We start from the raw sequence: 20,883 nt of genomic DNA on the forward strand, positions 1-20,883 counted from the left end.
CCCTTAAGCGGGAGAATGGCAAAAGTTATGAGCGCACAAAATGTCGTGACACCGTCCGCGGACGGAATCGCCGCACAGGCCAGCACCGTTGCGAAGGGCAAGGGCATTCCGCCTGTGCACAAGTGGAATCCGCCGTTCTGCGGCGACCTGGACATGCGCATAGCGCGCGATGGCACCTGGTTCTACCTGGGCACGCCGATCGGACGTCCGGGGTTGGTGCGGCTGTTCTCGTCGATCCTGAAGCTGGAGGACGGGAAGTATTTCCTGGTCACCCCGGTCGAGAAAGTCGGCATCACGGTCGAGGACGCGCCCTTCGTCGCCACAGATGTCGAGGTTCAGGGCGAGGGGCGCGTCCAGGTCCTGACCTTTCGCACCCATGTGGGCGACGTCGCCGAGGCCGGTCCGGATCATCCGATTCGCGTGGAACGCGACCCCGAGACCGGAGAGCCTTCACCCTACGTGATGATCCGCGCCGGTCTCGAGGCGCTGATCGACCGCAAGAGCTTCTACCGCCTGGTGGAGCTTGGCGCGCATCACGACGGCTGGTTCGGGCTGTGGTCGAAGGGGCAGTTCTTCGGCCTGATTCCGTCGGACGAGCTGCCCGACTAGCCGCCGCTGCCGCGTTCGACCATTCGGTGCGGCTCGCCATCTTGCGCCGCATACAACCAGGACCGCCATGTTCCCCGCTTCTTCCAGCCGCTGTTCGCCCTGTTCCTGTCGGGCATGATGTCTTGCCTGGTGTCGTTCATCTCGACCGTCCGCGGCGTGGGCCTGATCAACGGGCGGGTGGCGCTGTGGCTGACAAAGTGGATGGCGTCGTGGGCAGTGGCCTTTCCCGCCGTGCTGGTGGTGGCGCCGATCGCGCGGCGCATGGTAATGGCGCTGACGCGCGCGACGTGACGGCGCCGGGTCAGTCGCCCAAGGCCGCGTGCACCGCGTCGAGGTCGATCTCGCGCACGGGCGCGCGCCGCGACGGCTCTTCGGCATCGTAGCCGAACAGCGCGAAATCGCGGCCGTAGATCTCGTGCATCAGGTGCATCGACAGGTCGTCGAAATACGCCTCGACCGGGTGGGCGCGCTCGGGGCCGTGCCCGGCGCTTTCGTTGAAGCGCGGCAGGTCGGCCGGGTCGATCTGGTGGCGCAGGCGCGCGCCGGTCAGCACGTCGCGCAGCCCGTCCTCGAAACGCTCGGTGTGGAAGATGCGGTCGTAGCGGCCGCCGTTGGTGATGAAGGTGCCGACGTGGCCAGACATCGCTGACCAGTGGATGTCGGGCTCCATCGGGCGGCGCCAGCGGATCGTGTCGCGGGCGAACAGCAGGAAGCGGCGGAACGAGGCGATCTGGTCGAACGGCTGCTTGCCGTCGTCGCCGCCCACCTCGACCCCGTATTTCTGCACGATCAGCGGCACCATGTTGCCGCGATAGCGCCCGCCGTTGCGCTGGATGCCGCAGATCTTGTCGAAGAACGACGACAGTACCCGCGAATAAGGATTGCGCACGCAGGTGAAGGCGGGCGCGGTGCGCGCCGTCACGGCCTTGCGGATCGGCTTGCGGCTGTGGTCGAAACCCCACTTGTGGATGCCCTCCCGGGCGTCGTGGATGTCGCCGTCGTAGAAGCGCCCGTGATCGCTGAAAAACAGCGCCTGCCCGATGGTCGAGCACGCGCATTTCGGCACCACGCGGTAGATCAGGCTGCCGCTTTCGGTCATCCAGGTGCCGGGAAACCCCATTAAGATAGCCTTTCGTGCGCGCGCCGCGGGCGCCGGTTGCAAAAGAGCAAAGAAATCCGGATTGTTCAACGAAACTATGCCGATGGGCGGCGGCCGGGGGACGGGTGGCACGGATAGCCTACATTCTGCTGTGCCACGACGACGCGGACGCGGCAATCGCGCTGGTGCGTAGTCTGACTGCGGCGGGCGATGCGGTGGCGGTGCACCTGGACGCGCGGGCCCCGCGCGGGACGTGGCAGGCGCTGTGCGAAGGCTTGTCCGGGAATGCGAACGTGGTCTTCGCGCCCCGGCGCACGCGCTGCGGCTGGGGCGAATGGAGCCTGGTGCGCGCGACGCTCGACGCGCTGCGGGCCGCGCGCGATGCCTTTGCCGACGCCACGCATTTCTTCCTGATCTCGGCGGACTGCATGCCGATCAAGTCGGCCGGGCACATCCACGCGCAGCTCGACGCGCACAACGTGGACCGGATCGAAAGCGCCGATTTCTTCGCCTCCAACTGGATCAGGACCGGCTGGACCGAAGAGCGCCTGATCTACCGCCACTGGTTCAACGAACGCACCCAGAAGCGCCGCTTCTACGCGATGTACGAAATTCAGAGGCGCCTTGGCCTGACCCGCGCGATCCCCGATGACCTGCGGGTGATGATCGGGTCGCAATGGTGGTGCCTGCGGCGCGCGACCGTCGACGCGGTGCTGGACTTCCTGACCGCGCGTCCCGAGGTGGAGCGGCTCTTCCGGACCACCTGGATCCCCGACGAGACAATCTTCCAGACGCTGGTTCGGCATCTGGTGCCCGAGGCGGAGATCGATAACCGTCCGCCGACGTTCCTGACGTTCACGGATTACGGTATGCCGGTGGTCTTCCACGACGATCACTACGACATGCTCGTCGGCCAACGCGAGTTGTTCGCGCGCAAGATCAGCCGCGAGGCGCTCGACCTGCGCCGCCGGCTGCACATGCTCTACACCGCCGAGGGCGTCGGGTTTACGGTCTCGGACGAAGGGCGGGCGCTTCACGCCTTCCTGACGGGCCAGGGTCGGATCGGCCAGCGTTTCGCGCCCCGCTTCTGGGAGCGGGCGGCGACGCCGGATCCCGACTGGGATCTGATGATCCTGGTCTGCAAGAAGCGCGACGTCGGCAAGCGGCTGGTGGGGCGGATTCGCGAGGCGACGGGGCTTGCGTGCCACGATTACCTGTTCGACGAGGAAGATTGCCCGCTGCCCGACCTCGGCGGCGTGGCGACGACGCTGGAAAAGCGCGGGCGTCACCGGCGCGCGGCGCTGCAAGTGCTGTACGAGCATCACGATACCGATCGCCTGCTGATCTGCCTCGATCCCCAAAGCCACGCGCTGATAGACGATTTCGCCCGCGACCGGAACCGCACCCGGCTGCTGGAGGTGCAATGCGACCATTCCGATGCCTGGCTGGCGGGCCATGCGAGGCGTCTGGGCCTCGCCGGGGCGCACACGTCCGACGCGGCGCTGTCGGACCTCTTGCCCAGCCTGCGCAACGCGATCATGCATGAACGCGATCGAATCCGGTCCGCCCGCCACGCCGACCACGTCCGCATCCGCGAGGGTGACGCGCCCGCCGCGATTGCCGCCGCGCTGGAGGCGTTCCTGGCGGTCGAGCGCGACATCGCGGACCGGATCGCCGACCAGAACGGCCTGTTTGCCGACGAGGAGTGAGCCAATGCCTTTCGAATACGACGACCAGAACATCTTCGCGAAGATCCTGCGCGGCGAGATTCCCAATGACACCGTGTTGGAAACCGAGCACAGCCTTGCGTTCCGCGACATCCGCCCGCAGGCGCCGATCCACGTGCTGGTGATCCCGCGCGGGCGCTATGTCAGCTTCGATCATTTCGCCCAAGAGGCGTCCGAGGCCGAGATCGTCGATTTCGTGCGCGCGGTGGGGGAGGTGTGCCGGATGGCAGGCGTCGAGGCGGACGGCTTCCGGCTGATCGCGAACGCGGGCAAGCACGGCGTGCAGGATGTGCCGCACCTGCACGTCCACATCCTGGCAGGACGTTCGCTGGGGCGGATGCTGTCGCCAGCCTGAACCGGGCGCTGCCATGCGGAGCAGGCCTGCGGCCCGCGCCGGTCATCTCGTCCGTCGCGTTTCACGCGGCGTCCTCGGGATGCGCACGAACGCCGGAGGCGGGCATCTCCGTGCCTGTCGGCGAGGTGGCGAAGGGCGGGGTCAGGCGGCGGGTTTCGAGCGGGTCAGCGACAGGAACACGTCCTGAAGGTCGGCCTGCTCGGTGCGCACATCGCGGATGCGGATACCCTGCGCGCGCACCGCTTCCAGCACGTCCTCGGCCGACATGCGCCCCGAGCGGTAGCTGAGCGCGATCGTGCCGTCATCGCGCCGCTCGGGCGTCAGCCCGTCTGCGTGGGGCAGGGTGTCCGGCGCGTTCTCGGGCGTGATCACCATGGTCTTGGCATCGAGCTGACCCAGCAGGTTCGTCGTGCTGTCGCGCGCCACTAGATCGCCGTGGTTGATGATGGCGATCTCGTCGCACATCTCCTCGGCTTCCTCAAGGTAGTGCGTGGTGAGGATAATCGTCATGCCGCGCTCGCGGTTCAGCTTGCGGACGTTCTCCCACAGCATCTGGCGCAGCTCGATGTCGACGCCGGCGGTAGGCTCGTCCAGAACCAGCACCTGCGGGTGGTGGACCAGCGCCTTGGCCAGCAGGAGCCGGCGCCGCATGCCGCCCGACAGGGTGCGGGCATAGGCCTCGGCCTTGTCGGACAGGCCGACCATCTCCAGGATCTCGTCGCTGCGGCGGTGCGATTTCGGCACGCCGTAAAGCCCCGCCTGCACCTCGAGCGCGCCGCGCGGGGTGAAGAACGGATCGAGGTTCAGTTCCTGCGGCATCACCCCGATCGAGGCGCGCGACTGGCGCGGGTTGTCGTCCTGGTCCCAGCCCCAGATCCGGACCTTGCCCGCGGTCTTGATCACCAGCCCGGCGAGGATGTTGATCAGCGTCGACTTGCCCGCGCCGTTGGGCCCCAAAAGCCCGAAGACAGAGCCCGCCGGGACGGTCAGGTCGATGTCGCGCAGGGCCCGGTGGCCACCGTCGTAGGTCTTGGAGAGGCCCTCGATGCGGATCGCGTCCTGTGTCATGCCGTCCCTTGCTCCTGCCATGCGCTTAATTCATAACGCATGTAGGCCAAGCTTCAGCGAAAGGGAATGGCATGAGCTTTGACGCGCCCGAGACCAAGATCGTCGACAGCCACCGCGTGGCCTGCGATGGCGGCGAGGGTGCGCTGGGTCATCCCCGCGTCTGGCTGATGATCCCCGCGACGCAGGGTTGGGTGGAATGCCCCTATTGCGACGCGCGCTATGTCCACCGCGACCACGCCGGCGATACGACCACGGGACCTGCGGCCTGAAGGCTGTGCGACCGACCGGCGCTTCGGCTCAGGCCTTCAGACGATAGCCGCGCCGGAACATCCACCAGGTCACCGCGCAGACGCCCAGCGTCCAGGCCAGCGAGAAGAGGAAGCCGAACAGGGGATCGCTGTCGCTGACGTCGATCATGCCGTAGCGCACCCCGTCGATCAAGTAGAAGACCGGGTTCGCGTGGGTGATCTGGTAGAGCCCCTGCGGCAGCGCCTCGGCCGAGTAGAAGGTACCCGACAGGAAGGCCAGCGGTGTGATGACGAAGTTCGTGATCGCCGCCATCTGGTCGAACTTGTTGGCGAAGATCCCCGCCAGCATTCCCAGCGCCGACAGGAAGGTCGCGCCCAGCAGGACGAAGGCCAGCGCGATCAGCGGATGCGCCGGCACGATCCCCACGAAAAGCGCGAAGGCGATCGTGATCACCACCGCCACCACCAGCCCGCGCGCCACGCCGCCGGCGAGGTAGCCCAGCACCAGCTCTCCGGGCGACAGTGGCGGCATCAGCGTGTCGACGATGTTGCCCTGCACCTTCGCGATCACGATCGAACTGGACGTGTTGGCGAAGGCGTTCTGGATCACCGTCATCATCAGGATGCCCGGCGCGATGAAGGTGGTGAAGTCGACGCCCATCACGTCGCCCCGGCGCGGCCCGATGGCGATCGAGAAGATCACCATGAACAGCCCCGCCGTCACCAGCGGCGCGGCCAGCGTCTGGGTCCAGACGTTGAGGAAGCGCAGCACCTCGCGCTCGGCCAGTGTGTAGAGGCCCAGCCAGTTGACGCGACCGAAGCGGCGATCGCCGGGGGCGTAGCTTTGCGTGTCGGGCATGTCCGGCTCCTTGACACGAGACGCGCGTCTTGTAACCGCGCAGGCGATGATTACAATAGGCGCAACGGAATTGCTGGGCGGCCACGGTGAAGCGCGGCCGCTTTTTTCAATGAGGAATGCCCATGTCCTGGACGGATGAACGAGTCGAGATGCTCAAGAAGATGTGGTCGGAAGGGCAGTCGGCAAGCCAGATCGCCAAGGAACTGGGTGGGGTGACGCGCAATGCCGTGATCGGCAAGGTTCACCGGCTGGGCCTGTCGAACCGCGCCGGAGCCGCACCGGCCCCCGCGGCGGCCGCCGCCCCGGCCCCCGAGCCGAAGCCCAAGGCCGAGGCCAAGCCGGCGAAGGAACAGCCGCGCCCGATGCGCGAGGCGACGCCGCCGCCCGCGGCTCCGGCCGCAGCACCGGAAGAGGTGGCGAACGATCCCGACCCCGCGCCGCAGCCGCTGCGCAAGCAGATCATTCCCGCGGGCCAGCCTCTGCCGCCGCAGCCTTCGGCGAACGAGATCAGCCCCGAGGCGCTCGCCAAGGTCAGTGCGATCGAGAAGAAGGCCAAGCGGCTGACGCTGATGGAACTGACCGAGCGGACGTGCAAGTGGCCCGTCGGTGACCCGGCAACGCCGGATTTCTGGTTCTGTGGTCTGCCGGTCCAGCAGGGCAAACCTTACTGCGAGGCGCATGTGGGCGTGGCATTCCAGCCGATGTCGTCGCGCCGCGACCGCCGCCGCTGACGCGGCATCCGATCTTCCGCAACGAAAGACGGCCGCCCCTCGGGGCGGCCGTTTCGCATCTCTTAGCCGTGTCCGCGGCTACTCGGTCCAGCGCACGTCCGTCAGGTCGACAGCCTGCGTGGGTGCGTTGGTCCACAAGCCTTCGATCCGGGCATCGGCCACCGTGGCCACGCCAAGCTGGAACAGGTAGGCGTTGACGTAGTCCTCGGCGATGATCCGCTGCGCCTCGGCCAGAAGGTTGCCGCGTTCATCCGGGTCGGCGGTCGCGCCCAGGCGCTCCATCACGTCCTGGAAGGCGGGGTTGTCGTAGCCGAAGTAATAGTCGGGCCGGGCGTAGATGTTGATGTCCATCGGCTCGGTATGGCTGACGATGGTCAGGCCGAAATCCCGGCCGCGGAAGACCTCTTCCAGCCACTGCGCCCATTCGAGGTTGGTGATCTCGGTCTCGATCCCGACTTCACGCAGCTGGCTGGCGATGATCTCTCCGCCGCGGCGGGCATAGGACGGCGGCGGCAGCTTCAGCGTGGTGGTGAAGCCGTCGGGGTAGCCCGCCTCGGCCAGCAATTCGCGGGCGCGCTCGGGGTCGTGGGGCGACAGCTCGAGCAGGTCGACGTAGTCGGGGTGGTGCGGCGCGAAATGGGTGCCGATCGGGGTGCCCTGGCCGAACATGGCGCCGTTGATCACCGCCTGCCGGTCGATCGCGTGAGCGATGGCCTGGCGGACGCGGACGTCATTCAGCGGCTTCTGCTGGTTGTTGATGCCGAGGATCGTCTCGCCTTCGGTCGAGCCTTCGAGGACCTGGAAGCGCGGGTCGGCCGCGAACTGCGGCAGGTTCTCGGGTGCCGGGTAGCTGTAGAAGGCGTCGATGTCCTGCGCCATCATCGCGGCGAAGGCGGCGGTCGGGTCCGAGATGAACTGGAACGTCGCCTCGGTCAGCGCAGGCGCCTCGCCCCAGTAATCCTCGTAGCGTTCCAGCGTGATGCGGTCGCCCTGGATCCACTCGTCGAACTGGAAGGGGCCGGTGCCGACCGGGTCGGACTTGATCGTGTCGATGCTTTCGGGCGCCACGATAACCGCGTCGCCCCAGGCGAGGTTGAACAGCAGGCTGCCGTCGGGCTGGGACAGGGTCAGGCGGACGGTCTGCGGGTCGACGGCCTCGACGGTGTCGATGTTCTCGAACAGGACCTTCTGGGCGTTCTGACTGTCCTCGGCCATGGCGCGCTCGAACGAGAAGACCACGTCCTCGGCCGTCAGGTCGGTGCCGTCGTGGAAGGTCACGCCGTCCTGCAGGGTGAAGGTGTATGTCAGGCCGTCCTCGGAAATCTCCCAGTCCGAGGCGAGGCCGGGCTCGACGGCTCCGGTCTCGGTGAAGCGGGTGAGGCCCTCGAACACGTTGGAATAGAGGACCTGGTCGATCGCGCCGGCGGCGGCCGAGGTCGGGTCCAGATGCGGCGGTTCGAGCTGCAGCGCGATGGTCAGATCGGTCTGCTGGGCCATGGCGGCGGTGCCCGACAGAAGCAGGGCTGCGAGGGTGAGATGGCGGGTCATGGGGGCCTCCCGGTGGTTGACGGGACGAGAGTGCCGCCAAGCCCCGCGGGACGCAAGCGCCCTATGTCCCACGGTGGGACATCGGGGCGCCCCAGCAAAATCAATGCCTTGCGGAGACGGATTCAGGATCGCTTAACGATTGACCGGTTCTCGTGGCTGCGAGGCTAGGGTAGCAGCAGCGTCTCCAGCGCCCGGCCCATGACGCGCGCGCTGGCGATCATGTCGTCGACCGAAACCCATTCGTCGGGCTTGTGGGCCAGTTCCAGAACGCCGGGCCCGTAGGCGATGCAGTTCTTCAACCGGCCGATCCGGTCGATGTGCTTCTGGTCGTAGGAGCCGGGCGAGGCGACATAGGCCGGGTCGTGGCCCGTCACTGCGCGGATCGCGCCCGCCACGGTGGTCACCACCGGCGCGTCGCGTTCGGTCATCGAGGGCGTGATGCGGTTGATCTCGCGCACCGCGTAGTCGAAGCGCGGGCGGGTCTCGCGCAGGTTTTCCAGCACGGCGATCACCTCGGCCTGCACGTCCTCGAACGTCTCCTCGATCAGGTAGCGGCGGTCGATGGCGATGCGGCACGAATCCGGCACGCAGGCCGAGGGCAGGCCGGTGTAGTCGGTGGCCTGCTCGGGCTCGCCGCCGTGGATCGAGTTGATGTTGAGCGTGGCCTGACGCGCGCCGTCGGGGATGACCGGCATGTCGGTGCGCCGGTTGGCCAGAGCGGGGAACAGGTCACGCTCGAACGCGTCGAGCACGGCGCCCATGTGGCGCACGGCGCAATCGCCGAGGAACGGCATCGAGCCGTGGGCGATCTCGCCCTTGGTCTCGATCTCGGCCCACCAGCCGCCGCGATGGCCCAGGCAGATGCGGTCGTGGCCCAAAGGCTCGGGGATGATGACGTGCTGCACGCGGGCAGGGTCGAAGTAGCCCTGCTCGGCCAGATAGGCGACGCCGCCGTAGCCGCCCGATTCCTCGTCGGCGGTGCCGCTGATCTCGATCGCGCCGGCGAAGTCGGGATGCTCCTCGATGAACGCCTCGGCCGCGATGATCGAGGCGGCAAGCCCGCCCTTCATGTCGCAGGTGCCGCGGCCGTAGATGCGGTCGCCGTCCAGTTCGGCGCCGAAGGGGTCGCGGGTCCAGCCGCTGCCCACCTCGACCACGTCGGTGTGCGAGTTGAAGTGCACGCAGTCGCCGGGGCGCGTGCCCTCGCGCCGCGCGACGATGTTCCAGCGCGGATGCGCGTCGCTGTCGCCGGGGGCGCCCTCCGCGCGGATCAGCTGGCAGTCGAAGCCGCGCGGCGCGAGCCGGTCGCGCAGCAGTTCGCAGATGTCGCGGTAGAGGTCGCCCGGCGGGTTCAGGGTGGGGATGCGGACCAGCGCCTGCGTCAGTTCGATCAGGTCGTCGCGCTTGGCGGCGATCCTTTCGCCCAGCGGGTCCCGTGCATCCTGTCCGTCCATGCGTGCTCTCCTGCGTGCGTTCGTTTCCGGATCACTGTCCGGCTGTCCGCAAGCGGACGCAAGGGGGCGGCGGCAGCCATGAATGCGGCGATGCCCGCAGGCGTCAGGGCAGACGCAGGCGCGGGGCCTCGCCCATGGGGATCGGCCCGATACGGACCATCCCGTCGTCGAAGCGCAGCGGCAGGTCCAGCGTCTCGGGGTTGCCCGAAAGCTGGGCGACGAGGCCGAGCCCCTGTTCCAGCGTGCGCGCCATCGCCTCGGGAATGCGTTCGGCCTCGACCGCGGCGTCGAGCAGGTCGCGCCAGTTCTCGGCCCGCAGGGCCAGATCGCCGGTCGCGCGGCCGGCCTCGTCGATGTCGAGATCGCCGGCAAGGCGCAGGAACAGCGCGCCCTTGCGGTATTCCGCGCCGCTCAGGTCCAGCGAGACCGGCTGCGGGCGGCCGATTTCCAGAGCCTCGCGGGTCCACGGCTGGTCGAAGCCGATGGTCGCCTGCAGGGCCAGCCCGTCGGCGGCACCGCCCGCGACCCCGCCCGCGGCGGCGTCGGCCGAGATGCCGACGCGGTAGACCTGCGCGTCCTGGTCCACGGCAGCCAGGCCCGCGGCCAGCCCGGCCAGCGCCAGGTCGTTGTCGGGGCCGTCGATATTCAGCACGTCGGCCTCGAACCCGGCGCGCTGCACGGTGTCACCTTCGCCCAGGTTGACGCTGGCGCGCATCCCGTCGGCCTGGACGGCGTAGATGTCGTCGTCGATCACGACGGTCTGGGTGTCGGGGAAGATCAGGATGGCGTGGCCGCGCCGGTAGACCAGTTGCAGCACCTGGAAGAACGGCGCGCGCCAGGCCAGCCCCGCGTCGGGATCGGCCAGCGCGAGATCGATGAAGGTCGCGTCCAGCCGGTTGGGAAAGCCGCGGATGAACAGGTCGGTGTAGTCCGCCTCCCAGCCCTCGGCGCGCCGGTCGTCGAACCAGGCCTCGATCTCGGACCGCAGGGCCTGGGCGGACCAGAACCAGAACCCCGACCAGGCGAGAGCCGCAAGCACCACCACGAAGGCCAACCGTTTCATCGCAACCCCTTTCGCCCGTCTGCGCGCTGGAATAAGCCCCCTGCGTGGGAAGGGAAAGGGCGGACGCCCGGGTCATCGAGGAGAGGCTGTCCATGACGCTGTGGGTCTTCGGCTACGGATCGCTGCTGTGGAACCCCGGGTTCCCGGTGGCCGAACAGCGCCACGGGCGGCTGGCCGACTACGCGCGCAGCTTCTGCATGCGGTCGATCCACCATCGCGGCACGCCCGAGATGCCGGGGCTGGTCCTGGCGCTGGACGAACATCCGGGGTCGGTCTGCGAGGGACTGGCCCTGCGCGCCGAGCCGGGGACCGAGGACGCGACCATCGCCTACCTGCGCGAGCGCGAACTGGTCTCGTCGGCCTACCTGGAGCGCATCCTGCCGGTCGACCTGACGGACGGGACACGGGTGCAGGCGGTGGCCTACGTGATCGACCCTGATCATGAACAATACTGCACCCTGACGCTGGACCAGCAGGCGACGATCATCGCCCGCGCGCATGGCGGACGGGGGCCGAACCCCGACTACCTCTATAACACCGCGCGGCACCTGTCCGAGCTGGGAATCCCCGATCCCGAGCTCGACTGGCTTGTCGAGCGCGTGCGGCATCTTAACGGATAATCGCTTGGCTTCCACGGGCACGCCCTCTAGGTTCGCCGCACCGCAACGACGAGGCGCGCGCCCGATGGATCAGGCCGATCTCGAGGCCAGACTGCAATTCTCACAGCCCGTCCGGCAGGTCGTGCTGATGCTTCTCGTTCTGGGGTTGTCCATCGCCGGGTCGATCGTGGCGCTGCCGCGGGTCCTGCCGGTGTTCGAAAGCAACCCGTGGTTGAACGGGTTCATCCTGCTGGTCTTCGTCGTGGGCGTGGTCGCGTGCTTTTGGCAGGTGGCGCAGCTGATCTACTCGGTGCGCTGGATCGAACGCTTCGCGTCCGAGGGCGGGTCGGACAGCCGTGCGCCACAGCTGCTGGCGCCGCTGGCGCAGCTTCTGGGCCGGCGCGACCGGCGGATGCAGATCACCACCACGTCGACGCGGTCGATCCTCGACTCGGTCGCGCAGCGGATCGACGAGGCGCGCGAGATCACGCGCTACATCGTGTCGCTGCTGATCTTCCTCGGCCTGCTGGGCACGTTCTACGGGCTGGCGACGACGGTGCCGGCGCTGGTCGACACGATCCGCAACCTCGCCCCGCAGCAGGGCGAGGAAGGCGTCGAGGTATTCTCGCGCCTGATGAGCGGGCTGGAGGACCAGCTGGGCGGCATGGGCGTGGCTTTCGCCTCGTCGCTGCTGGGCCTGGCGTGCTCGCTGATCGTGGGCCTGCTGGAGCTGTTCGCGGGCCACGGGCAGAACCGCTTCTACCGCGAACTGGAAGAATGGCTGAGCTCGATCACGCGACTGGGGTTCTCCTCGGACAGCGAGGGGCCCGACCTGGGCGCCGCGGGCGTCGTGCTGGATCGCATGGCCGAGCAGATGGAGCGCCTGCAATACCTGTTCACCCAGTCCGAGCAGGGCCGGTCCGAGGTCGACACCCGGCTGGGGCAGCTGGCCGACAGCGTCGAGCGGCTGACCGAGCGGATCGAGGCGTCGTCGCCTTCGGCCTCGTCGCTGGCGCGCATCGCGGAGGGGCAGGAACTGCTGGCCGAGGCGATCCGCGAGAAGGAGACATCCGAGGGGCTGGACGCCGAAAGCCGGATGCGCCTGCGCTCGATCGACGTGCAGATGCTGCGCATTCTCGAAGAACTGGCCGCCGGCCGGCAGGAGACGATGGCCGAGCTGCGCACCGATCTGTCGACGCTCACGCGCAGCGTGAACCAGATCGCGCGCGGCGCGCGGCGCGACGGCGGCGAAGGGGGCTGATCGATGGCCCTGTCCCGGCGCACCGGTGGGCGGCTGCAATCGTCGATCTGGCCCGGTTTCGTGGACGCGATGACCGGCCTGCTGCTGGTCCTGACCTTCGTGCTGTCGATCTTCATGGTCATCCAGTTCGTCCTGAACGAAACGATCTCGGGGCAGGAAACCCAGCTTGACCGGCAGCAGGAGGAAATCACGCGCCGCGACGACGAGTTGGCGGCGCTGTCGGCCGAGGTGGAGCAGCTGGCCCGCGCGCTGGGCGTGTCGGAACGCGAGAACACCGCGCTGACCAGCCAGCTGGGCGAGCTGGAATCCACCCTGTCGGACACCGAGACGCGGCTGGCCGAGCAGGGGCGCCTCATCGACACGCTGACCGCGACCCGCGACCGTCAGGCGGCGGAACTGGACGCGGCGCAGGACCGGATCGCGTCGTTCGAGGATCGCGTGGCCACGCTTCTGGCGCAGCGCGACGATGCGCGGGCGCGCGGCGCCGCACTGGCCGAGGAGCGCGACGCGCTGGCCGACGAACGCGACGCCGCCCGCAGCACGATCGCCGATCTGCGCGCCACGCAGGAAGACCTGGAGGCGGCGCGCGCGCAGGCGATTTCGGAACGCGACGCGCTGGACCTGGCGTTGGCGCAGGCCCGGACCGAGATGGACGAACAGGTCGAAACCGCGCGCCTGGCCGCCGCCCGGCGCGAGGCGCTTGAGGCGCTGGTCGCGGACCTGCGCGCGCAGAACGCCGAGGCCGAGGACCGCATCGGCAGCCTGAACACCCGCGTCGAGGACCTGCAGGAGACGCTCAGCGACGAGGAGGCGCAGCGGCTGGCCGAGGCCGAGGCGGCCGCGGCGCTTCGCCGCCGGCTGGAAGAGGCCGACGCCGAACTGACCGCGATGACCATGGCGCTGGAGCAGGAGCGCGCCCGCGCCGAGGAGACGCTGACCCTGCTGGCCGCCGCGCGCGAGGCCGAGGAGGACCTGAACGCCCGGCTGGCCGCGGCGCTGGTCGAGGGCGAGCAGGAGGCGAACGCGCTGCAGGACCGGATCGAGACGCAGGAAGCCCGGATCGCCGAGCTCGAGACGCGGCTGGGCGAGACCAGCGAGGAGGCCGAGCGCGAGGTCGCCGCGGCGCGCAGCGAAGCGCAGGCGGCCGAGACGCGGCTGTCGGACCTGTCGGCGCAGCTGGCGCGCGCGCTGGCCCGCCTGGCCGAGGCCGAGGCGCTGGAAGCCGAGGTCGAGACGCTGCAGGCGCGCAACGCCGAGCTGGTGTCCGAGGTCGATGCGGCGCGCGCAGGCGCGGCGGTCGTCGAGACCCTGCGCAGCGAACTGGCCGCCGCCGAGGCGCGCGCCGAGGAACGGGTCGAGGAGGCGCGTTCGCTGGAGGAGCAGCTGGCCGCGGCGCTGGCAGCGCGGATGGAAGACCGGGCGACGGTCGAGGAGACGCGCGCGCGCCTGGCCGAGGCGCTGGCGGCGAAGCGCGCGGCCGAGGCCGCCGCCGAGGAGCGCCTGGACGAGGCCGAGCAACGCGCCGTGCTGCTGTCGGAGGCGCGCGAGACACTGGCGCAGACCAGCGAGCGCGCGACCGAGGCCGAGCGGGAGACCGAGCTGCTGAACCAGCAGGTGGCCGCGCTGCGCGAGCAATTGCAGGAGCTGCAATCCATCTTGGGCGACAGCCGCGCGCGCGACGCGGAAGCGCAGGTGCAGTTGCAGAACCTCGGCTCCGAACTGAACGCCGCGCTGGCGCGGGCCGCGGCCGAGGAACGCCGGCGGCGCGAGCTGGAACAGGCCGAGCGCGAGCGGCTGGAGGCGCAGGCGCAGGACCTGCAGCGCTACCGCAGCGAGTTCTTCGGGCGGCTGCGGGACGTGATCGCCGAGACCGAGGGCGTGCGGATCGAGGGCGACCGGTTCGTGTTCTCGTCCGAGGTGCTGTTCGACGTCGGCTCGGCCGAGCTGTCGGGGGCCGGTCGGGACGAGCTGGAGAACATCGCGGGCATCCTGCGCGGCATCGCAAGGGACATCCCGCCCGAGATCGACTGGGTCATCCGCGTCGACGGCCACACCGACGACATCCCGATCCGGGGCAGCGCGCGGTTCGAGGACAACTGGGAACTGAGCCAGGCGCGGGCGCTGTCGGTCGTGCGCTACATGATCGACGACCTGGGCATCCCGCCGCAGCGCCTGGCCGCGAACGGGTTCGGCCAATACCAGCCGATCAATCCGGCCGACACGCCCGAGGCGCGGGCGCAAAACCGGCGGATCGAGTTGAAGCTGACCGAGCGCTAGGCCGGCACACGGCGCTCGCGCCTGTCGGCGCATCGCCCCGCCCGCCGTCCCGCTGACCGCCGCGCGCGGGCGAGCGCGGTCAGGTGAAGCGGTTGTCGCGGGGGAAGCCGCGCGGTGCCATGCGGCCGGAGCCGGCGCGCTTGCCCAGCCATTCATCGAGTTGCGTTTCGGTCCGGGTGCGGCCGGCGGGGTCGCGCCAGGTCAGGCCCTCGGCCAGGGTGAAGGTGCGGGCGTCGGACAACCCGCCATCCTTGTATTTCTGCAGCCGCACGCCCTTGCCGCGCGCCATCTCGGGCAGCTCGTCGAGCGCGAAGACCAGCACCTTGCGGTTCTCGCCCACCACGGCGACGTGGTCGCCGTCGACACGTCGGCAGACCTTCGCGCGGGCGGGCGCGCGCACGTTGAGCGCCTGCTTGCCGGCGCGGGTCTGGGCTACGACCTCGTCCTCGGGGACGATGAAGCCGTCGCCGGCGCTGGAGGCCAGCAGCAGCTTCTCGCCGGGGCGGTGGATGAACAGGTCGACGATCTCGGCCTCGTTGGGCAGGTCGACCATCAGGCGCAGCGGTTCGCCCATGCCGCGGCCGCCCGGCAGGCCCGCCGCCGACAGCGTGTAGAACCGGCCGTTCGAGCCGAAGACCAGCAGGCGATCGGTCGTCTCGGCGTGGAAGACGAAGCGCGGGCCGTCGCCGTCCTTGAACTTGAGCTCGCGGTCCAGCGCGATGTGCCCGGTCATGGCGCGGATCCAGCCCATCTGCGAGCAGACGACGGTGATCGGCTCGCGCTCGATCATCGCCTCGAGCGGGACCTCTTCGACCTCGGTCGCCTCGGCGAAGGCGGTGCGGCGGGCGCCGCCGGCATAGTCCTTGCCGAAGCGCTTGCGGGTCTCGCGCAGCTCTTCGGTGATGCGGCGCCACTGCGAATCCTCGTCGTCGAGCAGGTCGGCGAGGCCGGCGCGCTCCTCCATCAGGCGGTCACGCTCGGCGCGCAGCTCCAGTTCCTCGAGCCGGCGCAGGCTGCGCAGGCGCATGTTGAGGATCGCCTCGGCCTGCACGTCCGAGAGGCCGTCCTCGTGGCCGGCATAGCGCTGCGGCACGCCGCGGCCGGACTCGTCGCCCAGCTCGGCCGGCGCGATCGCGTCGGGATCGGCGACCAGCGTCAGGGTCTTCGGATCGGTGCCGCGCAGGGGCGAGACGTAGTCGCGCTGGTCGGTGGCGCGGGGGATTCCCGCCTGGTGGGCCTTCGACCAGTCCTCGACCATCAGCGCGGCCTTGGGGTCGTCGTCGTAGCGGATGATGTCGATCACCCGGTCGAGGTTGAGGAAGGCGGCGATCAGCCCCTCGAGCACTTCCAGCCGGTTGTCGATCTTCGCCATCCGGTGGCGCGAGCGGCGGATCAGCACGTCGCGGCGGAAGTCGAGGAAGGCGCGCAGCACCTCCTTCATCGAGCAGACCTTGGGCGTCACGCCGTCGATCAGCACGTTCATGTTCAGCGCGAAGCGGGTTTCCAGGTCCGAGTTGCGGAACAGCGTGCCCATCAGCACGTCGGGGTCGACGTTGCGCGACTTGGGCTCCAGCACCATGCGGATGTCTTCGGCGGATTCGTCGCGGACATCGGCGAGGATCGGCACCTTGCGGGTCTGTATCAGTTCGGCCAGCCGCTCGACCAGGCGCGATTTCTGCACCTGGTAGGGGATCTCGGTCACGACGATCTGCCACTGACCGCGGCCGAGGTCCTCGACCTCCCACTTGGCGCGCAGGCGGATCGAGCCGCGGCCCGTGGCGTAGGCCTGCGCGATCGTCTCGGCCGGCTCGACGATGACGCCGCCGGTGGGGAAATCGGGGCCGGGGACGTATTGCAGCAGCGTCTCGTCGCCGGCGTTCGGGTGCCGGATCAGGTGGATGCAGGCGTCGATCAATTCGGCGATGTTGTGCGGCGGGATGTTCGTGGCCATGCCGACCGCGATGCCCGAGGCGCCGTTGGCCAGCAGGTTCGGGTAGGCGGCGGGCAGCACGACCGGTTCGTTCAGGCGGCCGTCGTAGTTCGGGCGGAAATCGACGGCATTCTCGTCGAGGCCGTCGAGCAGCGCCTCGGACATCACGGTCATGCGCGCCTCGGTGTACCGGCTGGCTGCCGGGTTGTCGCCGTCGATGTTGCCGAAGTTGCCCTGACCGTCGACCAGCGGGTAGCGGATGGTGAAATCCTGCGCCAGACGCGCCATCGCGTCGTAGATCGCGCTGTCGCCGTGGGGGTGGAAGTCGCCCATCGTGTCGCCGCTGATCTTGGCGGATTTCAGAAAGCCGCCCGTCGACGACAGGCGCAGCCGCCGCATCGCGTAGAGGATGCGCCGGTGCACCGGCTTCAGCCCGTCGCGCGCATCGGGCAGCGCCCGGTGCATGATCGTCGACAGCGCGTAGGTCAGGTAACGCTCGCCGATCGCGCGGCTGAGCGGTTCCGAGGTATCGCGTGGGGGAAGGGCGGGCTCGATCGCGTCGTCACTCATGCAGGCGGTGATAGCGGCGCGGGGCGGGGCGGTAAAGCGGCTGTGCGACGGCCGGCGCGGATTCTGTCCCGCATCTCCGCCGGGCGGATTCCGTCGGTGCCGCATCAGCGCAAGCGCGCGGAGCGCATGACGGGGCGTGACGGCCCCGCGAGGCACGAATGAGCGGAACCCGGCGTGACGACCGGCGTTGTCGGCGCAAGACAAAGAAGGAAAACGCCATGCGCCTCGTCGTCGTCACATTCGCGCTGCTTGCAGTCGCCTGGTACGAACTTTCAGGCGGCGCCGAGTTCGAACCCGGCGACGTGTCGCTGACCCTGTTCGCCGAGCCCAGCTATGAGGGCCCGGTGCTGTTTTCCGGGCTTCTGGATGGACCAGGACAAGGCGTGCGTCAATCCCGGGTACGGCAGGCGGCGGTCGATGTGGCAGAAACCCGCGCAATCGCGAGCGAACGGGCGGTGGCCAAGGCGCCGGACGCTAACGTGGTGCTGGCCAGCGCAAGCGCCATCGACCTGCCGGACAATCCCCGCCGCGGCTTCGTGCCGGGCGCGGCCTTTGCCAACGGGTCGGGCGGCGCGTTCGCGAACGGATCGGGCAGGGCCTTCGACAACGGCTCGGGCGAGGCCTTCGGGTCCGGCGCGGCCTTCGGCGCAGGATCGGCTGCCATCGTCGAAGCCGCCGCGCCTGCGCAAGCCAATCCTGTGTCATCGGACATCCGCCGCGTCGCGGACACGCGCGTGCCGCTCTACGCGCGACCGGCCGAGGGCGCCGATACCCTGGTGGAGTTGCTGCGCGGAGAGCCCGTGGCCATCCTGCGCGACGGAGCCACCGGTTGGGTGAAGTTGCGGGCACTGGACGGCGACGCCGTCGGCTGGGCCGAGGCGCGCCATCTCGAACCCGCCGGGGGTGCGGTGTTGGCGTCGAACTGAGCATACCCGCCGGCTTTCCTTTTGGCGCGCGCCCGCCTAGGTCGGGCGCATGACTAGGCGCACGATCCTCATAACCGGCTGTTCCTCGGGCATCGGGGCGGACGCGGCGCGCGGCTTGCGCGCGCGTGGCTGGCGCGTCTTCGCCGCGTGCCGGAAGCCGGCCGATTGCGAGCGGCTGCGCGCCCAGGGTGTCGATGCGCCGCAACTGGACTACACCGACCCGACCAGCATCGCCTCGGCGCTGGAGGAGGTCCTGGCGGAGACCGGCGGGACGCTGGACGCGCTGTTCAACAACGGCGCCTACGCGCTGCCCGGCGCGGCCGAGGATCTGCCCGCCGACGCCCTGCGCGCGATCTTCGACGCCAACGTCTTCGGCTGGCACGACCTGACGGTGCGGGTGATCCCGGTGATGCGGGCGCAGGGGCACGGACGGATCGTCAACCATTCCTCGGTCCTTGGCTACGTCTCGATCCCGTGGCGGGCGGCCTACAACGCGACGAAATACGCCACCGAGGCGTTGACCGACACGCTGCGGATCGAGATGCGCGACACGCCCATCCACGTGGTCACGCTGAACACCGGGCCGGTCTCGTCGCGCATCCGGGTGAATTCCATTCCGCATTTCGAGCGATGGATCGACTGGCAGGGCTCGGCCCGCCGTGCGCAGTACGAATCGAGCCTGCTCAAGCGGCTTTACGAGGATCGCGGCAAGGACCGGTGGGAGTTGCCGCCCGCGGCCGTGACGCGCGCGCTGGTCCGCGCGGTCGAGGACGCCCGCCCCCGGCCGCGCTATTACATCACCGCGCCCAGCCGCCTGATGGCCGTGGCCCGACGCGTCCTTCCGACGCGCGCGCTGGACTGGGTGCTGTCGAAAGGCTGAAAGGCGGGTTCGCAATCGGGCCGTCCGGGTCTATGTGCTGCGTGTCGGAACCGGAGGGACCATGCTGCAAGATCCTTTGTTCATCGCGCTAGGCATCGCCTGCCTCGCCGTCGTCGCGATCCTGCTGTTCGGGATCGGAAGCTTCGCCAAGGGGGGCGAGTTCAACAAGAAATATGCCAACAAGCTGATGCGGCTGCGGATCGCCGCGCAATTCGTCGCGGTGCTGCTGATCCTGCTGTTCGTCTGGATGAGGGGAAGCTGACATGGTCGTTCTCAACAAGATCTACACGCGCACGGGCGACAAGGGCGAGACCGCGCTGGGCAACGGCACGCGGGTCCCCAAGTTCTCGCCCCGGGTCGAGGCCTACGGCACCGTGGACGAGCTGAACTCGGTCGTGGGGCTGGCGCGGCTGGCGGCGGAGGGCGGTGCGGACGCGGCGCTGGCGCGCATCCAGAACGACCTGTTCGACCTGGGCGCCGACCTGTGCCTGCCGGACATGGACGCGGATGCCGCGCGGGAATACCCGCCGCTGCGGATGGATGCCAGCCAGGTGGAGCGGCTGGAGGCGGAGATCGACGCGATGAACGACCGGCTCGAGCCGCTGCGCAGCTTCGTGCTGCCGGGCGGATCGGCGCTGGCGGCGCACATGCACCATTGCCGGACGGTCTCGCGTCGGGCCGAGCGGCTGGCTGTGGCGCTGTCCACGGTGGAAGAGGTCAACCCGGCGGCGGTGAAATATCTCAACCGCCTGTCGGACTGGTTCTTCGTCGCGGCGCGCATCGCCAACGACGACGGCCGCGCGGATGTCTTGTGGGTTCCCGGAGCGAACCGCGCCTGAGGCGCGGCGGACCTGCCGGTGCAGGTCCGGCGAAGGGAACGGCGCGAAGCGCCCGGAACGGACCGCGCCTGAGGCGCGGCGGGCCTGCCGGGGGCATGTCCGGCGAAGGGAGCGGCGCGAAGCGCGAGGCGCGAACCGGACACAGCCGGCCGCGACCCTGTTTGCGCGTCAGCGGTGAACCGGCTACCCCTGACGCGTCCCGCAGGAGAGACCCGATGCGCCACGCCCTTGTCCTTTGTGCCGCGATGCTCGCGCTGGCCGGCTGCGCCGCGCCGACCGCCGATCTGGAGGGGCCGGTCGACCCGCTCGGCGACTTCCAACTCGGGTTCTCTGAGGTCGTGGCGCCGAACCTCGAAGCGATGCTGGTGACCGAGACGGTCGACGCCGAGACGTGGACCGCCGCGGTGGATCGCGCGCTCGAGACGCGTTTCGGCCGGTTCGGGGGCAGCCGCTGCTATCACCTGGGCGTCAGCGTCGAGGCCTACTCGATGCCGCCGCCGTTGGTGCCGGGGCGGCTGGCGCTGGCGGCGCGGGTGACGGTGTGGGACGACGCGGCGCAGCGCAAGCTGAACGAGGAGACCAAGCTGATCACCGTGATCCGCGCGCTCGACGGCTCGATCTCGCGCGCCGCGCGCACGCGCGCCGACAAGGTGCGCCTGCTGGCCGAGGGCCTGGCGCGCCAGACCGAGGAGTGGCTGCGCGAGATGCAGGAGACCGAAGGCTGGTTCGGCGCGGCCGGGGAAGGCGAGAGCGCCGCGGTCGAGTGTGTTCGGCGGTGACAAGCCGCGGCGGCGCCTGACGGCAGGGTCGCGCCGGAACCGGCAACACCTGCTTGATTTT

21 protein-coding genes are annotated in these 20,883 nt (G+C 69.4%); 14 read left to right on the forward strand and 7 right to left on the reverse strand.

What is annotated here, in order from left to right; translation table 11 throughout:
• The first annotated feature begins 27 nt into the window (after positions 1–27).
• Together BLW27_RS12255 and BLW27_RS12260 are read left to right on the forward strand one after the other, a co-directional pair.
• Positions 28–609, forward strand: coding sequence for a DUF1285 domain-containing protein (locus BLW27_RS12255; RefSeq protein ID WP_089883679.1), 582 nt, complete (start codon positions 28–30; stop codon positions 607–609).
• Positions 610–699: 90 nt separating this feature from the next.
• Positions 700–900, forward strand: coding sequence for a DUF2798 domain-containing protein (locus BLW27_RS12260; protein WP_281242753.1), 201 nt, complete (start codon positions 700–702; stop codon positions 898–900).
• 10 nt (positions 901–910) lie between these two features.
• On the opposite strand, the gene BLW27_RS12265 is transcribed toward BLW27_RS12260, so the two are convergent.
• A complete protein-coding gene (locus BLW27_RS12265; RefSeq protein ID WP_089883681.1) occupies positions 911–1,729 on the reverse strand; it encodes a sulfotransferase family protein in 819 nt (272 codons plus the stop codon).
• A gap of 104 nt (positions 1,730–1,833) precedes the next feature.
• Here BLW27_RS12265 and BLW27_RS12270 point away from each other — a divergent pair, with 104 nt between their 5' ends.
• Together BLW27_RS12270 and BLW27_RS12275 are read left to right on the forward strand one after the other, a co-directional pair.
• Entirely contained in the window at positions 1,834–3,417 is a 1,584-nt protein-coding gene (locus tag BLW27_RS12270) for a DUF5928 domain-containing protein (protein WP_089883682.1), read from the forward strand.
• A 4-nt stretch (positions 3,418–3,421) separates the two neighbouring features.
• Entirely contained in the window at positions 3,422–3,790 is a 369-nt protein-coding gene (locus BLW27_RS12275) for a histidine triad nucleotide-binding protein (protein WP_089883683.1), read from the forward strand.
• A gap of 141 nt (positions 3,791–3,931) precedes the next feature.
• Here BLW27_RS12275 and BLW27_RS12280 read toward each other — a convergent pair whose 3' ends face one another.
• Positions 3,932–4,858, reverse strand: a complete 927-nt coding sequence (locus BLW27_RS12280) for an ABC transporter ATP-binding protein (RefSeq protein ID WP_089883684.1) — start codon at positions 4,856–4,858, stop codon at positions 3,932–3,934.
• Between the two features lie 71 nt (positions 4,859–4,929).
• On the opposite strand from BLW27_RS12280, the gene BLW27_RS12285 reads away from it, so the two are divergent.
• Positions 4,930–5,127 (forward strand): zinc-finger domain-containing protein, encoded by a 198-nt coding sequence (locus BLW27_RS12285; RefSeq protein ID WP_089883685.1) that lies wholly within the window; start codon positions 4,930–4,932, stop codon positions 5,125–5,127.
• 28 nt (positions 5,128–5,155) lie between these two features.
• Here the strand turns inward: BLW27_RS12285 and BLW27_RS12290 are convergent, their stop codons facing one another.
• The gene (locus tag BLW27_RS12290) at positions 5,156–5,965 is read right to left on the reverse strand and encodes an ABC transporter permease (protein ID WP_089883686.1); all 810 of its coding nucleotides are present in this window, start codon (positions 5,963–5,965) and stop codon (positions 5,156–5,158) included.
• 122 nt (positions 5,966–6,087) lie between these two features.
• Between BLW27_RS12290 and BLW27_RS12295 the strand changes: the two genes are divergently transcribed.
• Positions 6,088–6,696, forward strand: a complete 609-nt coding sequence (locus tag BLW27_RS12295; protein ID WP_089883687.1) for a GcrA family cell cycle regulator — start codon at positions 6,088–6,090, stop codon at positions 6,694–6,696.
• 78 nt (positions 6,697–6,774) lie between these two features.
• Here BLW27_RS12295 and BLW27_RS12300 read toward each other — a convergent pair whose 3' ends face one another.
• The 3 genes from BLW27_RS12300 to BLW27_RS12310 form a co-directional block, all read right to left on the reverse strand.
• The gene (locus BLW27_RS12300; RefSeq protein WP_089883688.1) at positions 6,775–8,244 is read right to left on the reverse strand and encodes an ABC transporter substrate-binding protein; all 1,470 of its coding nucleotides are present in this window, start codon (positions 8,242–8,244) and stop codon (positions 6,775–6,777) included.
• A 164-nt stretch (positions 8,245–8,408) separates the two neighbouring features.
• The gene (locus tag BLW27_RS12305; RefSeq protein ID WP_089883689.1) at positions 8,409–9,698 is read right to left on the reverse strand and encodes an acetylornithine deacetylase/succinyl-diaminopimelate desuccinylase family protein; all 1,290 of its coding nucleotides are present in this window, start codon (positions 9,696–9,698) and stop codon (positions 8,409–8,411) included.
• Positions 9,699–9,801: 103 nt separating this feature from the next.
• Positions 9,802–10,761, reverse strand: a complete 960-nt coding sequence (locus BLW27_RS12310; protein WP_089883690.1) for a DUF2125 domain-containing protein — start codon at positions 10,759–10,761, stop codon at positions 9,802–9,804.
• A 92-nt stretch (positions 10,762–10,853) separates the two neighbouring features.
• Between BLW27_RS12310 and BLW27_RS12315 the strand changes: the two genes are divergently transcribed.
• The 3 genes from BLW27_RS12315 to BLW27_RS12325 all read left to right on the forward strand — a co-directional run bounded on the left by BLW27_RS12315 (position 10,854) and on the right by BLW27_RS12325 (position 14,898).
• Complete coding sequence (locus BLW27_RS12315; RefSeq protein WP_089883691.1) at positions 10,854–11,381, forward strand: gamma-glutamylcyclotransferase; 528 nt, start codon at positions 10,854–10,856, stop codon at positions 11,379–11,381.
• Positions 11,382–11,445: 64 nt separating this feature from the next.
• On the forward strand, positions 11,446–12,621 hold the full coding sequence (locus BLW27_RS12320) for a biopolymer transporter ExbB (RefSeq protein WP_089883692.1): 1,176 nt from the start codon (positions 11,446–11,448) through the stop codon (positions 12,619–12,621).
• Positions 12,622–12,624: 3 nt separating this feature from the next.
• Positions 12,625–14,898: a peptidoglycan -binding protein gene (locus BLW27_RS12325; RefSeq protein WP_089883693.1), complete on the forward strand. Its 2,274-nt coding sequence runs from the start codon at positions 12,625–12,627 to the stop codon at positions 14,896–14,898.
• Positions 14,899–14,977: 79 nt separating this feature from the next.
• Here the strand turns inward: BLW27_RS12325 and BLW27_RS12330 are convergent, their stop codons facing one another.
• On the reverse strand, positions 14,978–17,398 hold the full coding sequence (locus BLW27_RS12330; RefSeq protein WP_089883694.1) for a DNA topoisomerase IV subunit A: 2,421 nt from the start codon (positions 17,396–17,398) through the stop codon (positions 14,978–14,980).
• Positions 17,399–17,616: 218 nt separating this feature from the next.
• On the opposite strand from BLW27_RS12330, the gene BLW27_RS12335 reads away from it, so the two are divergent.
• From BLW27_RS12335 to BLW27_RS12355, 5 genes are all read left to right on the forward strand, one after another.
• Complete coding sequence (locus tag BLW27_RS12335) at positions 17,617–18,324, forward strand: SH3 domain-containing protein (protein ID WP_089883695.1); 708 nt, start codon at positions 17,617–17,619, stop codon at positions 18,322–18,324.
• Positions 18,325–18,373: 49 nt separating this feature from the next.
• The gene (locus BLW27_RS12340; RefSeq protein WP_089883696.1) at positions 18,374–19,204 is read left to right on the forward strand and encodes an SDR family NAD(P)-dependent oxidoreductase; all 831 of its coding nucleotides are present in this window, start codon (positions 18,374–18,376) and stop codon (positions 19,202–19,204) included.
• A gap of 61 nt (positions 19,205–19,265) precedes the next feature.
• Positions 19,266–19,466: a twin transmembrane helix small protein gene (locus BLW27_RS12345; protein ID WP_089883697.1), complete on the forward strand. Its 201-nt coding sequence runs from the start codon at positions 19,266–19,268 to the stop codon at positions 19,464–19,466.
• A gap of 1 nt (position 19,467) precedes the next feature.
• Complete coding sequence (locus BLW27_RS12350) at positions 19,468–20,043, forward strand: cob(I)yrinic acid a,c-diamide adenosyltransferase (RefSeq protein ID WP_089883698.1); 576 nt, start codon at positions 19,468–19,470, stop codon at positions 20,041–20,043.
• Between the two features lie 215 nt (positions 20,044–20,258).
• Positions 20,259–20,822 carry a hypothetical protein gene (locus BLW27_RS12355; RefSeq protein ID WP_089883699.1) on the forward strand — a complete coding sequence of 188 codons (564 nt, stop codon included), beginning with the start codon at positions 20,259–20,261 and terminating at the stop codon, positions 20,820–20,822.
• The last annotated feature ends 61 nt before the right edge of the window (positions 20,823–20,883 follow it).

Source organism: Citreimonas salinaria (genome assembly GCF_900107235.1).
GTDB classification, from domain to species: Bacteria; Pseudomonadota; Alphaproteobacteria; order Rhodobacterales; family Rhodobacteraceae; genus Citreimonas; species Citreimonas salinaria.

Bases quoted from the DNA above. Each gene is read 5' to 3' on its own strand.
- BLW27_RS12255 (WP_089883679.1), top strand. From the start codon at position 28: ATGAGCGCACAAAATGTCGTGACACCGTCCGCGGACGGAATCGCCGCA.
- BLW27_RS12265 (WP_089883681.1), bottom strand. From the start codon at position 1,729: ATGGGGTTTCCCGGCACCTGGATGACCGAAAGCGGCAGCCTGATCTAC.
- BLW27_RS12275 (WP_089883683.1), top strand. From the start codon at position 3,422: ATGCCTTTCGAATACGACGACCAGAACATCTTCGCGAAGATCCTGCGC.
- BLW27_RS12280 (WP_089883684.1), bottom strand. From the start codon at position 4,858: ATGACACAGGACGCGATCCGCATCGAGGGCCTCTCCAAGACCTACGAC.
- BLW27_RS12285 (WP_089883685.1), top strand. From the start codon at position 4,930: ATGAGCTTTGACGCGCCCGAGACCAAGATCGTCGACAGCCACCGCGTG.
- BLW27_RS12290 (WP_089883686.1), bottom strand. From the start codon at position 5,965: ATGCCCGACACGCAAAGCTACGCCCCCGGCGATCGCCGCTTCGGTCGC.
- BLW27_RS12295 (WP_089883687.1), top strand. From the start codon at position 6,088: ATGTCCTGGACGGATGAACGAGTCGAGATGCTCAAGAAGATGTGGTCG.
- BLW27_RS12300 (WP_089883688.1), bottom strand. From the start codon at position 8,244: ATGACCCGCCATCTCACCCTCGCAGCCCTGCTTCTGTCGGGCACCGCC.
- BLW27_RS12305 (WP_089883689.1), bottom strand. From the start codon at position 9,698: ATGGACGGACAGGATGCACGGGACCCGCTGGGCGAAAGGATCGCCGCC.
- BLW27_RS12310 (WP_089883690.1), bottom strand. From the start codon at position 10,761: ATGAAACGGTTGGCCTTCGTGGTGGTGCTTGCGGCTCTCGCCTGGTCG.
- BLW27_RS12315 (WP_089883691.1), top strand. From the start codon at position 10,854: ATGACGCTGTGGGTCTTCGGCTACGGATCGCTGCTGTGGAACCCCGGG.
- BLW27_RS12320 (WP_089883692.1), top strand. From the start codon at position 11,446: ATGGATCAGGCCGATCTCGAGGCCAGACTGCAATTCTCACAGCCCGTC.
- BLW27_RS12325 (WP_089883693.1), top strand. From the start codon at position 12,625: ATGGCCCTGTCCCGGCGCACCGGTGGGCGGCTGCAATCGTCGATCTGG.
- BLW27_RS12330 (WP_089883694.1), bottom strand. From the start codon at position 17,398: ATGAGTGACGACGCGATCGAGCCCGCCCTTCCCCCACGCGATACCTCG.
- BLW27_RS12335 (WP_089883695.1), top strand. From the start codon at position 17,617: ATGCGCCTCGTCGTCGTCACATTCGCGCTGCTTGCAGTCGCCTGGTAC.
- BLW27_RS12340 (WP_089883696.1), top strand. From the start codon at position 18,374: ATGACTAGGCGCACGATCCTCATAACCGGCTGTTCCTCGGGCATCGGG.
- BLW27_RS12345 (WP_089883697.1), top strand. From the start codon at position 19,266: ATGCTGCAAGATCCTTTGTTCATCGCGCTAGGCATCGCCTGCCTCGCC.
- BLW27_RS12350 (WP_089883698.1), top strand. From the start codon at position 19,468: ATGGTCGTTCTCAACAAGATCTACACGCGCACGGGCGACAAGGGCGAG.
- BLW27_RS12355 (WP_089883699.1), top strand. From the start codon at position 20,259: ATGCGCCACGCCCTTGTCCTTTGTGCCGCGATGCTCGCGCTGGCCGGC.